Here is a 12,414-nt window from a genome sequence, read left to right on the forward strand (position 1 = left end):
TTTTTTATCATGTTATGGCAAAAGAATAAGGGGGAAACGCCTCCCCCCTTTCCTTTATATTAAACTATTATAGACCTTTAACCTTAAATCCTTTGTAATGGGTATGGCTTCCATTGGTATTGGAAAAACCAATTTGTCCATTAAGGTAAGGATGTTGATGATCCTGGTATTCTAGAATAAGTTGCTGATCAACAAAAATCCGATAGTTATTTCCTATCGCATCTACTTGGAATTGATATACTCTTTCTTTCTCCCATTCAAAATCAGTAGAAGCAAGCAATCGATAACCATTATCGTTTTTATAAAGCTCTAGTTTTCCATTTTCAGCAAATCCGACTGCATAGGAACGAATCCCTCCCTGCACGCGGAAATTAATTCGGTGATGTTCACCAAATTTTGGAATGAGAGTGCTTGAGAATTGATAATCATTCCATTTTATGTCCCCCGTATAAGCTTCCGCAGGCTCTCCGTAATAGCTTCCGCTTAACTCCCCATCCTCCAATGTCCATATACCCCGAAGATAGGTTAACTGGCTGACTTCAATATGCAATTCATTCCACTTTTCAAGCCGTTCATGTGCAAATGAAATTTCATAATTTGGCTTTCCAGTAAAAGTAAATTCATCGATATAGGCAATAAAGGTTGGCAGCTGTCCGGGGAATGGGCCTACTCTTCTTTCTTCCTCTACCGGAACAAATTCAACACCTGCTTGTTCAATACACACGTTGCTCAGTGCAGGGATGGTAAAGAGAAGATGCTCCCACTTTCCAATTGAAACATGAACAGGATCACTATAGTAGCGTTTGTTTGTATTTCGATCCTTGATATATAAGCGAACATTCACATCCTTGACCCGTTGATCAGGCACCATCACTTTACACTCGATTGTTTGTCCTGGGTAGACCAAAGGAGAAAAGCTTGGATCATATCGACTATCATTAAAATCTTCAGGTGAGTAATAGGTTTGGACGTAAGTACGGTATCCTAAACCACCGTTTACATAATCAAACATTACCTTCAATGAACGTTCTCCACTACATGCTGCCTCAGTGGTGTTCTCCAAAACCCCGGTTTCGTTCCCTAAATCACTATCCAGCCTAAATGCATGTGTCGAACCAGGATATTCAAAATGGTATTTTGGTCCATTACCTTTCAACACGTTATTCCATTTTTCTTCTGGCTCCACCCCAGCGATTTTATATCCCAAGTTCGCGATATAAGAAGCACACCATGGAATATCCAGTATATTCAAGGTTCCGATAACACTGGAGCAGCAGAGGAAATCATTGATTGGCTTTCGCCAAGACATATCAATCCCATCTAAACCATTTCGAACTCCCATGATTGTACCCACATTGGCCACATTACAATCCGTATCCCAACCGCACATATTACAGATATTAATAGCCTTTGAGAAATCCCCCTCACTGTATAATAGAGAAAGAATGATTACTGCTGCATTAGGAATAATGTGACAGGCTCCGGGATAGCGATCATAGCCATAATTTTCGTAAACGTACTGGAAGCAATCCCTCCAATTCTCTGGGTTCTCTTTATAGACTCTTATCACATCTCGGGTCATTTTGGCATATTCACAATCCGATGGAATGACACATAGTCCCGCTTCAATGATTTTTTCGATGTCACGCTCTTGGAAAGCTGCAGCAATAGATGCTGCAATAAACATTCCGCCATACTTCCCGTTTCCATCATGGGATACACTGGCTATTTTTTCTGCATAACTCGCAGCTAATTCTGGGTTTCCGGGTGCAATTAATCCCCATACATCAATGAAAATCTGACCTCCGATTTGTTCTGCGACAGCAGGGCCATTCTGTTCAATGGATCCAGACCGAGGCGCCATGATTCCATTTTTCAAATTTAAATAAGCCGTATGTTCAGAGGATTTTCCATAGCCGCCCCACCAATAAAATCCATGACCATCCGGTGCATAGTTCAACCAGGTAAGTCCCATTTGTTCGGCTGTTATATCCTCTGAATGGGTGTAATCTTCTAGTGCACGAAGAAAAAACATCGGTCCATTTGTATCATCATCCGCTGCAAAATTTTTAAATTCATGCAGGTATCCTTTAATTTCACCAAATGCTTTTTCAATTCGGTCGTACGTCCATTGTTCAATATTTCCGCCATGACGGACTCCTATGACTTTCCCAAGCCAACCAGCGTAAACACGTTCAACATAATCGGATGGAATAGACCAATTCCCCTTTTTTACCACTTCTTCATTTTGAACAGATATATCCATAAGAACCTCCCTGATTGTAAAAATATTGTTTATTTTTTAATAAAAGTACTAATAGATTACTGACTTTTCCTTTGTCAGCTCTTATCCCTTAACACTACCCTCCGTGATTCCTTCAATGAATCGACGTTGAAGGATTAGAAAGATGACCGTAATCGGCAAAATGGTAATCACTCCTGCAGCAGACATCATGGTCCAATCGGAACTAAATCGTCCAGTGAAAACGAGGAATCTAGTAGCCACAGTCTTTAATTCTTCTGTTTGCAAGAAAGCGTTCGCAAAGAAAAACTCATTCCATGTCCACAATCCAACCAACAACATCACGGTTAAGAATGCCGGCCGTGCAAGCGGCATCATAATCTTGTAAATAACTTGCATTTCATTACAACCGTCCACCCTGGCACTATCCAACAGTTCATTTGGAATGGCCACGAAAAAGGAACGGAGCAAAAAAATGTTAAATGGTAGAAAAATAGCTGAATAGATAAGAATTATCCCAAATAAGGAATCCATTAAATTTAGGTTTTTCCAAATGAAAAATAACGGTACTAGGAAAAGTCCCATTGGAATGGATAAGATAAATAATAGGATCCCCATCATGGTATTCGAACCTTTAAACTGTAATTTTGATAACGCATAAGCTGCTAACCCTGCACAAATACAGATAATGATAATACAAGATAGACCCACAATTAAACTATTTAAAAAAGCTTGCCCATACGATCCCTTTTCCCAGGCATCTACTAAATTTTGAAACACCAATTTGGAAGGAAATCCAAATGGATTTTTCGTAAATTCCTCACGTGACTTTAAAGCATTACTAAATAAAAGCAGCAAAGGCCCAATGGAAACAGCAGTGACCATAAGTAAGGGGATATGTCGCCAATTTAAATATTTGTGCATTAAATATCCCACCCTTTTTTCTTTAAGGTGCCAAACCCTAGAATGACCAACAAGCTAAAGATTCCCATAGTAAGAGCGACTGCACTTGCATAGCCAGGCTGTTGTCCATAAATTGCTAATTTGTACATGTAGGTGGCAAGGAGTTCGGAGGCATTTCCCGGTCCTCCTTGCGTCATAACAAATACATAATCAAATGCAGCAAAGGACCAAATAATGATTAACATGTAATTTAGTACGATGGTCGGACGTATTTGCGGCAAAATAACATGCCATAGTACTTGAAAACGATTCGCTCCTTCCACAATGGCTGCCTCTTCTAAATGTTTATCCAATTGCTGTAACGCAACCAAAAATAACACCACCAAGAACCCGAAGAAGTGCCAACCATCCGCGGCAGCTACCGCAAAAAGAGCCGTTTTAATTTCACCAAGCCAGGAAATGGCCAGGTCATTGAAACCCCACTCTTTTAATTTCACATTGATCCCAAAAAAAGGATTATAGATCCACAGCCATATTTTCGCAGTTACAACAGTGGCCACAATATAGGGCAAGAAAACAACGGTTCGATAAAACATTCTTCCCCGTTTGACTCTGCTAATTAATAGAGCGATTGATAGTCCAAGAATGACGGGAACCGTTAAAAAGAAGATCATCCATTTAAAATTATTAAATAAGGCTTTATAAAACACCTCATCATGGATTAATTGAACGAAGTTTTGAAGCCCGATAAATTCAGCAGGAGCAATTCCGTTCCAATTGGTAAAGGAAAGTCCGATAGTTCCAATAATCGGTCCACCAACAACAAGCAGCAATAATAGAATCGTTGGAGATAATAATAACCACGGTAATAATGCCCGTCTTCTTTTCGACTTTTTCTTTGCCATTTTAATAGACTTCGTTATGTCTGTTGAAAGTTCCATTGGTCATGCTCACTTCCTTTCCGTAGCAAGAGGATGAGTAGTAAGCGCATCCTCTTGCTCCATAACCATTAGTCCTGGAATTTAAATAATAAACCGCCTTGTTCATCTTTTTTCGCGTTCTCTTCTGCCTTCTTCAAATAATCCTTAACTGAAAGCTCATTTAAGAATACGGCATCAATATTCCCCCATAGATATTGTTCAACAGCAGGACCCCAATACGTCCAGGAAGCGTAGCCTGTATTACCTTCAGAATTGGCTTGTTCTAATGCTTTATACACTTTTAATACAATCGGGTTTAAATTTTTGATTTCGTTTACATTAATAGATTTATTTGGTAAAAATCTTCCTTGTTCCACATATTTCTTTGCCACTTCATCCCCGTAATACCAGTCCAGAAACTCAGCTGCTTCTTTTGGATGAGCCGTTTTGGCATTGATTCCAGAGGCCTCACCTAATGCCATTGGCAGGTTAGCTTTTACTCCCTCTCTCCATGCTGGCATTTCAAAGAAATCGACATTAAATGAAGGCGGACTAGTGGTTAAACGGCTTGTAGCCCACGTACCTTCCATCTTCATGGCTGCCTGGCCATTATTAAATAGGCCCCAGGCATCCTCAAGTGAAATGGCATGTGATTGCTTGTCATTGATATAACCTTTTTGCCAGATTTCTTTCCACTTTTCTGTCGCTTGAGCGACTAAATCGCTTGTCCATGGTTCTTCATTCTTCAATACTTTCTTGAATTCATCTGGTCCTAAATAGGAATTGTAAACTAAAGATAACCACCACTCATTGGAAGGTCGGAAATCCGTTGTACCAAATGCAAATGGCATGATGCCTTTTTTCTTGATTTTCCCCATCAATGCTGTAAACTGATCATAATTTTCCGGAACAGTCCAGCCGTTTTTCTCAAACATATCTTTGTTATACCAAACGACCAGTGACTCATATTCCCCTGGAAGACCATATAACTTTCCATTACTAAATCCAGTTTGATAAGCCCAATCTGCATAGCGGTCTTTCCAGCCAAATTCCTTCGCGTAATCGTCCAAAGGCAGCAGGTAACCAGAGTTTGCATATTGGCTCAACGTCGTTGGACCATCCGTTATGATAACGTCTGGACCGCCACCTGATGCGAGTTGCTGTCTGGTTAACGTATCTGGATCCTGATTATAGATCCACTTGATTTTAATGTTTGGATGAGTTGCCTCAAACTTATTAATAATTTCTTCTTGGGTGACTTTTTTCTGCTCTTCTGTCTCAGGTGTGTGTGTCATGAAACTGATTTCTACTTTTTCCCCCGAAGATTTCCCTTTTTGAGCGTTTCCGCTACTTTTAGAACTACTGCAGGCAGATAACATCAGGGAAAGCAACAGCACAATGGAAATGGATAATACTCTTATCTTTCTATTCACCTGAACCCCTCCAATTATTATTAAAGCGTTTACATTTTTAATTATTAAATTTTTCTGTCAAATTGTAAACGCACGATTATGACAAGTTTCAAGCACAATTTTTACATATACAAATTCATTTTATGAATAGACAATGGGACCTAAATATAAGAGGAAAACGCTTCTGCAATGGATATCGATAGAGTAAAGCACCAAAGAGCATAATCAGAAATAAAACAAAAAGAACTGATAAAAAATCTTTATCATCAGTTCTTTTTCGTTCCATTATTTAATTACTTAAACTATTGTCCCTTGTTGTAAACAATCGAAAATCTTTTTTCGCCCTTCCATTTTTCCCCGTTATGATCTATATAAATGATCGCCGTATAATCCCCTTCCATTTCAAAGTTAGCCTTTCCAACGTACACACCATTCCCAGTTTCCTGCATCTTCATTGAAAAATCTCCATGACTCATTCCCTGCATTTTCATTATGGTACTTACCTTCGCACCTGTTACGGGTTGACCATCCCGGTCTAAGATTTTAAGTTGAATCGCAGAAGATTGGCCTGGAGAAAATGATTTAGGAGTAGTTAGCTTTATGTCAAAGTTATTCGAACTGCAGCTTGCCATCATAACCAACAATAGGATAATAATCAAACCTGTAGCTTTTTTCATAATACCCCATCCTTTCTAAAGTCTTTCCCTTTGCAATAAAAATAAAGATATTTTAAAAATAGCATTAAAATCATGGCAGATACAAACATTTACTATAAAACAAAAATAAACCTATCGTTCACACAAAAAGAGTCAGTACCTTTCTATGTACGAACTCTCTTAGATGTTCTGGTTCTTTGGATTCATTTTGGTAGAGTTCGTTTAGAAATCTGCCATACCTGAATAAAAGTTGGTGTAAAGGGTAGTATACCTCTGTAAACATTAAAGAGGTGATGGAAATGTCTAACATGATGAAACAAGAAGAAATGGAAACATTAAGAGAGTTAATCAAAGACGTAGACACGGCCATGCTGACTACCGTAACTGAAGATGGGCTTATTTCTCGTCCTATGAAAACACAAGAAGTAGAGTTTGATGGTGACTTATGGTTTTTCACTAAAAAAGAGACTGATAAATATGTAGAAATTTTACATGATAAAGATGTTAATGTGGCTTATGCAGGTAAATCCTATGTATCCGTCCGCGGAAGAGCGGAAATCGTTGAGGATTTAAACAAGAAAAAGGAATTGTGGAATAAAGCATATGAGAAAATTATGCAAACTACTTATGATGATCCTAACGTTATTTTGATAAAAGTAAATGCGGAAGCAGCCGAATATTGGGAAACCGGTAATTTTACGAAGAAAATTGCCTTTCTCTATAAACGCATGACAGGGCAAAGTTCTAAATCAACAGATGTTAATGAAACAATTGAATTGAATAAATAACAGCAAAAATGGGTTGTCTATATCATAGGACAATCCATTTTGCGAGTTTGAGTTAGCTATATGCGAAAACCCCTCCTATCTGTCAAGCATTCGCTTCATTTCACCTTAAAAAGTTATGCACTCCTCTTATAAGTGGTAGCTTTTGTTCTTTTTTCTGCTTTCATATATACATCTTCAAAGTACATTTGCAAAAAGAGCCATAAAAGAGTCAGCACCTTATCTAGGTCCTGACTCTTCTAAAAATTACTTCATAACCCGCTCCCGAACCCCTTCAGTTCTCAACATTTCCTTTACTTTCTGGTCAATCCTCTCCATCTCAGCCGATGCATTCTTCCACCAGTTTCGACTCCAAATTCGTTCAATGGTCCATCCTCTACTCTCTAGGAAGCGCTGGCGGTATACATCTCTTTCCTTCGCATTTTTAGAACTATGATACATCGCCCCGTCACACTCAATCCCCAAAATATAGCGAGAGGAATCCTGAGGGTGGACAATCGCCATGTCAATTCGATAACCTGACATCCCCACCTGAGTCGTTACCTTGTAACCTAGATTTCTCAGTTGCTGATACACTTGTTCTTCAAACGGAGAATCGAAGTGTAATTCTTTTTGCTGAACATGAGTGTTTACATTTTCATTGACTTCCTGAACTACGGCTTTAATCTCATCCACTTTAGAAGTGGAAACAGCCCTCACATATTTGAGATAGGCCTTAAACAATTTGGGTCCTATATTGGCAGTATTAGCAACATTCAGTTCCTCCGGTTCAATACTCGAAACGACGATAATCGCTTCTTTTGCCCGTGAGACAGCAACATTTAAGCGATTTTCCCCACCCTTTTTATTTAAATCACCGAAGCGATTAACCACTTTTCCTTCTTCGTTCTTGGCATAAGTGATGGAGAATAGGATGATATCCCGCTCATCTCCCTGGACATTTTCAATATTCTTTACAAATACACGTTCATCTAGATCCCTGGTTAACATTTGATTATATACGGCACTAAACTTTTCATCTTCACTTAGCAGCCTGTCAATCTGATCCTGAATTTTCGTTTGCTGCTTGGCGTTAAAGGTAATAATTCCAACGGTTTTTTCCGGCTGTTGGATTAAAATATCCCGTAGAATTTGGACGACTTCCACCGCTTCTACCTCATTACATTGATTAATCCATCTTCCATCAACTTTTTTCCAGCGGATGGCTGGCGGCTGTTTGAACGGAACCACATTAGGAGCGATTTGAACATGCCCGTTATAAAAAGCGTGATTAGAATAATTAATTAATTCTTCGTATTTTGAACGGTAGTGCCATTGAAGAATTTTTTCAGAAAACCTTCTTTTAGCTAAGTTCAATAAGCTGACCGAATCATCTGTATCATAGGTTTCGTCCTCATCCTCATCATTAATCATAGAGGACTGGAACAAATTATAAGGTGGCAGCTGCTTTTCGTCCCCAGCTATGATTACCTGTTTTCCTCGATAAACCGCTGGAATGCCACTTTCCACCGTACACTGGGAGGCTTCATCAAAAATAACTAAATCAAATAATCCCTCTTTTAATGGAAAAATCGACGAGACAATTTCAGGAGAAGCAAGCCAAACGGGCAAAATTTCAACCAGTCCGTTCGCCGCAAATTCGTTCACTAATCTCCGCAGCGGCCAAACCTGGCGTTTTTTTCCTACCTGATGTTTTAATTCTCGGATATGTTTCGAATAGGTGGTTTGCACGTGATCTACTTCTTTGGTTAAAGTATGAATTAAATAGTGCGTCCCCACTTTTCTTTTTTCCTCTAATAACTCTGCAAACGAATCCCTGATTCTTGAAAATTCATTCGTCGATATTTTCTGTACCTGAGGATGTTGCTTTTCGATTTGGTCAATCCAATGAACATAAGCGGAATTCTGAAATAAATCCACCCAGTAATCAGATAACGTTAATTCATTCTTTTCGGTTTTCTTACTAAGAAGCTGAATGACCTTCTTTTCCACCTCATTACAATGATTCCAATAGACATCCATTTGCTGCAATTCTTCAAAATCTCGATGAATATATTCGACTATTTTATCTAATTCCTGTAAGGGAATATCACCTTCAGAAATTCTTGTTTTTAACGTATTTACTTTCGTATCCTGAAGAAACTTCTTTAGCTTTTCTACTTCATCTGCCATGGATTTAGTCACTTTCCCCAACTGATGCATAATCACTAGTGACTTCTTAATTTTTAACCATTCAGAAGAGCTGATCCCTTTGAATTTTTCTCCTTCCAATAACTCCTCGATAATGCTTTTGCCCGAAACAGAGGTCCACCACCAAAGTCTTAGTCCTTGTAACGTTCTTTTCGTACCATCCTCGAGATCGGGATAAATCTTATCCAGCTTATTCTCAATAAGCCACGTATAACCTGGCGTAATTTTTTCATGGTCCAATGATTCAATATATTCGACCGATTGTTTGGCTTTAGCAATAACATCATTTAGCAGCTCAATGGCTTCTAATTTTTCCTTCATGTTAAAGTTTGAAAATGATTTACGCTCTTTTAAAGGGAAATTTTCATCCCCAAACCGTTCAAACCATTCTGCATAGGTGTAAACTTTTTCAGAGATATCGAACAACACATCTTTATTTAATGCCGGAAGCACCTCATGAAGATCGATCATTTGAGTGGTTTCCGAAACCGGCTTTGCCAAACCATATAGATCATACAAACGTAACCCGAAGTCTTGATAACTATATAAGGCACTGGCAATACTGTTCAATAACTCTTCCTGCGCAGATAGTTTCTTTGATGTGGAATTCAATTGGTTCATCGAATTTTCAAAGGAAATCTGATTTTGCTCGATCACACTTGCCACTTTGGCATAGAGGTTTTTCCGGTCATTCTTTTCATCGTGGACGAGAGCCACGTGATTACTTAATCCGACTCCATCTAAACGCTGGTAAACCACGTCCAACGCAGCACGTTTTTGACATACGACAAGAATTTTTTTTTGTTGCTGCAAGGCATCCGTAATTAGGTTCACAATGACCTGAGATTTCCCCGTACCAGGCGGTCCATGTACGACGATCCCTCTTTTATAGCGTGCTTCCTTCATGATCTCTTCTTGAGATCCATCTGCTTGTAACAGGTTTAAAATCTCTACATCCTCTTGTTGAGCTAATCCACCTTGTTCCAACTTGTCTCCATCAGCTTCAATATCATCTAGAGGTTCAATCAGTTCACCAGCCAAGGATAAATGGCTGTCCTCTGAAAGAGAAATGAGTTCATCATAATCTTTTACTAATGAAGAACCACCTTGCGGGAAATTACCAATAACGGCATATTCAAGTAATGTGAGACCTGCAACCTCTGGCTCATCTTCTTTTTTATATTCCATCAGTTTCGATAAACCTTTGGATATATACGAAACATTCATTTCATGATCTTTCAACAAACTTACCCATTCATTGATGTTATAATGGGCTGCTATATCAGCTGCTTTTTCAAAGAAATCTTCGGTAAAGGAAAGATTATTTAACTTTTTAAAAGCTAAAAATAACGTCCGGTTAATTTGAGGACCATCTTCTTCGAGCTTCAACATCCACTTTTGAGCGTTTACATTGTTCTTTTCAAGTCTAACCGGGTATAAGAATAACGGCGCTTGAAAAAATGTACCATCGGAAAAAGTACCAGATAAAAATGGAAACCCCAAATAAAAGTCATGGATCCCTGTTTCCTCTTCGATCGCCTTTATATTTCGATATAAGTCAGTCAATTTCTTAGAAATGACCATGGATATATCATTAGTAAGCGTTGGCTTTAATAAGATCAGTTCATGCTTCGAGCGATGAACAATTTGCTCCACAATAGACTCACTTTGTTTTTCTTTTGATAATTTATCCATGGCATCCAAATCGGTTAAATCGAAGCTCCACTTATTATAAAGCTTCACTAATCGAATCGATCGATTCCGCCGGCTTATATCGTTAAGCTTGTCCCTCATATGTATTAGCTTGTCTTTCATTCATAGACCCTCTTTTCAATATCCAGCTAATTATAAGTATATATCAAATTTTTTCCAGTTATTACACAAGATAAATGGTTCAGTGTTTCCACATACGTTCTATGTATTTCTGGGTTAAAAACCGTTAACGATTTAAAATTCCCTGTGACTGCTCCTCATTTACTAATCAATATCTTCTGTTTTATCCTTGACTTTAATTAGGATAAGAAATTGGTTCTCATTCAACGTTGGTGCACCTCTTAACCCCCACCTAATAATATCTTAATGTTAACGGGGATGATTAAGGAATGACATACTTCACCAAAATTTACATTTTTCTACATTATACAACAAATTGGTCAATTATCCCCAAAATCTTCTAGTTAAATAGCTTTTAAGGATTTACATAAATTAAGTTACATAGCATGACAAACGTTAGCAGAACAACATAAAGGAACTGCTCCACGATAACCATCATGTTCTTTATTATTTAATAACTTTGACCTGAAACTTGCATGCGCCCTTTTATTTTTTATCAAGAAAAATTGGGCTTATTTATCAGAATCGAATTTGTTATTACCTCGTCAAAATATATGAGGTGATCATAAATGAAAATATTTAAACGGATTCTGCAGGTTGTCCTTTGCACTGTGTTGATGGGGTCAGTATTTTATTTTGGCAATGGGAAGGCAGTTGCTGAGGATTTTTATATTACGATAAAGAAAGGAGATACATTATATAGCATTTCGAAAAAATACAATATTTCCGTTGAAAATTTAAAGGAATACAACCAGTTAACCAGTAATAAGATTATTGCTGGTCAAGAGTTGATGATTCCAGATATTGAACAAACCAAACCTTTGTATGTAGTCGTCGCTGGTTCCTTTAGCAAGAAAGCGAATGCAGAAAAGCGTGTCACTTTTTTAAAAAAGAAAGGGATTGAAGCGGTCATTGTAAAGAAAGTCATAAATGGTAAAAGCTTATACCGTGTTCAGGCCGGGGCTTTTTCAAGTAAATCAAAAGCGTTGAAAATGAAAACGAAGCTAAAGAATAACGGGATAAAAGATGCTTTCCTTTTAACTGAGAAGCCTCTTCATATTAATGGAATCACTGTAGGATCTTCTTACAAACAGCTTGTTCTAAAATTCGGGCAACCATCAAAAATTGAAGACGATCAGAATACCAGGTCTCTTTATTATAGAAATGACGGTGCCGGTGTTCGCGTAACATTCCATGCAGCAAATGATTCCATTGAACAGTTGCAAGTGTACCCGGAATATTTGAAAACAGCTTCCGTTCCCACTGAGAAAAGCAAAATCCTCGGGCTGTATGGAAACCCCCATGAAGTGAAGATCGTTTCCTGCTATGAAAGTGCCAAATGTGAACAAATCATTTATAAATTTAACAAAAAACAATTAATTGTGCAGATCGATCGAGATGGAAAGACAGTGCAATATTTAGATTTACGAAAAGCCAAATAGATAGGAATATGAATGTGAAAATACTAAAAAA

8 protein-coding genes are annotated in these 12,414 nt (G+C 38.1%); 2 read left to right on the forward strand and 6 right to left on the reverse strand.

The window, feature by feature from the left end; genetic code table 11:
- Positions 1-67: 67 nt before the first annotated feature.
- From CVD27_RS01985 to CVD27_RS02005, 5 genes are all read right to left on the reverse strand, one after another.
- Positions 68-2,266, reverse strand: a complete 2,199-nt coding sequence (locus tag CVD27_RS01985; protein WP_101646213.1) for an ADP-ribosylglycohydrolase family protein — start codon at positions 2,264-2,266, stop codon at positions 68-70.
- An 81-nt stretch (positions 2,267-2,347) separates the two neighbouring features.
- Positions 2,348-3,166: a carbohydrate ABC transporter permease gene (locus CVD27_RS01990; RefSeq protein ID WP_101646214.1), complete on the reverse strand. Its 819-nt coding sequence runs from the start codon at positions 3,164-3,166 to the stop codon at positions 2,348-2,350.
- Positions 3,166-4,086: a carbohydrate ABC transporter permease gene (locus tag CVD27_RS01995; protein WP_101646215.1), complete on the reverse strand. Its 921-nt coding sequence runs from the start codon at positions 4,084-4,086 to the stop codon at positions 3,166-3,168. Before CVD27_RS01995 ends, CVD27_RS01990 begins: the two co-directional genes overlap by 1 nt.
- A 68-nt stretch (positions 4,087-4,154) precedes the next feature.
- Complete coding sequence (locus tag CVD27_RS02000; protein WP_101646216.1) at positions 4,155-5,498, reverse strand: ABC transporter substrate-binding protein; 1,344 nt, start codon at positions 5,496-5,498, stop codon at positions 4,155-4,157.
- A gap of 281 nt (positions 5,499-5,779) precedes the next feature.
- Complete coding sequence (locus CVD27_RS02005) at positions 5,780-6,154, reverse strand: FixH family protein (RefSeq protein WP_101646217.1); 375 nt, start codon at positions 6,152-6,154, stop codon at positions 5,780-5,782.
- A gap of 278 nt (positions 6,155-6,432) precedes the next feature.
- Here CVD27_RS02005 and CVD27_RS02010 point away from each other — a divergent pair, with 278 nt between their 5' ends.
- Positions 6,433-6,921 (forward strand): pyridoxamine 5'-phosphate oxidase family protein, encoded by a 489-nt coding sequence (locus CVD27_RS02010; protein ID WP_101646218.1) that lies wholly within the window; start codon positions 6,433-6,435, stop codon positions 6,919-6,921.
- A gap of 243 nt (positions 6,922-7,164) precedes the next feature.
- Here the strand turns inward: CVD27_RS02010 and CVD27_RS02015 are convergent, their stop codons facing one another.
- Positions 7,165-10,923 (reverse strand): AAA domain-containing protein, encoded by a 3,759-nt coding sequence (locus CVD27_RS02015; RefSeq protein WP_101646219.1) that lies wholly within the window; start codon positions 10,921-10,923, stop codon positions 7,165-7,167.
- Between the two features lie 587 nt (positions 10,924-11,510).
- On the opposite strand from CVD27_RS02015, the gene CVD27_RS02020 reads away from it, so the two are divergent.
- Entirely contained in the window at positions 11,511-12,383 is an 873-nt protein-coding gene (locus CVD27_RS02020) for a LysM peptidoglycan-binding domain-containing protein (protein WP_101646220.1), read from the forward strand.
- Positions 12,384-12,414 lie beyond the last annotated feature (31 nt).

It is taken from the genome of Neobacillus cucumis (assembly GCF_002860255.1).
In the GTDB taxonomy this organism is placed as follows: domain Bacteria; phylum Bacillota; class Bacilli; order Bacillales; family Cytobacillaceae; genus Neobacillus; species Neobacillus cucumis_A.

Coding starts and splice junctions, on each gene's coding strand:
- CVD27_RS01995 (WP_101646215.1), bottom strand. CDS start 4,086: ATGGAACTTTCAACAGACATAACGAAGTCTATTAAAATGGCAAAGAAA.
- CVD27_RS02020 (WP_101646220.1), top strand. CDS start 11,511: ATGAAAATATTTAAACGGATTCTGCAGGTTGTCCTTTGCACTGTGTTG.
- CVD27_RS01985 (WP_101646213.1), bottom strand. CDS start 2,266: ATGGATATATCTGTTCAAAATGAAGAAGTGGTAAAAAAGGGGAATTGG.
- CVD27_RS02005 (WP_101646217.1), bottom strand. CDS start 6,154: ATGAAAAAAGCTACAGGTTTGATTATTATCCTATTGTTGGTTATGATG.
- CVD27_RS02015 (WP_101646219.1), bottom strand. CDS start 10,923: ATGAAAGACAAGCTAATACATATGAGGGACAAGCTTAACGATATAAGC.
- CVD27_RS02010 (WP_101646218.1), top strand. CDS start 6,433: ATGTCTAACATGATGAAACAAGAAGAAATGGAAACATTAAGAGAGTTA.
- CVD27_RS01990 (WP_101646214.1), bottom strand. CDS start 3,166: ATGCACAAATATTTAAATTGGCGACATATCCCCTTACTTATGGTCACT.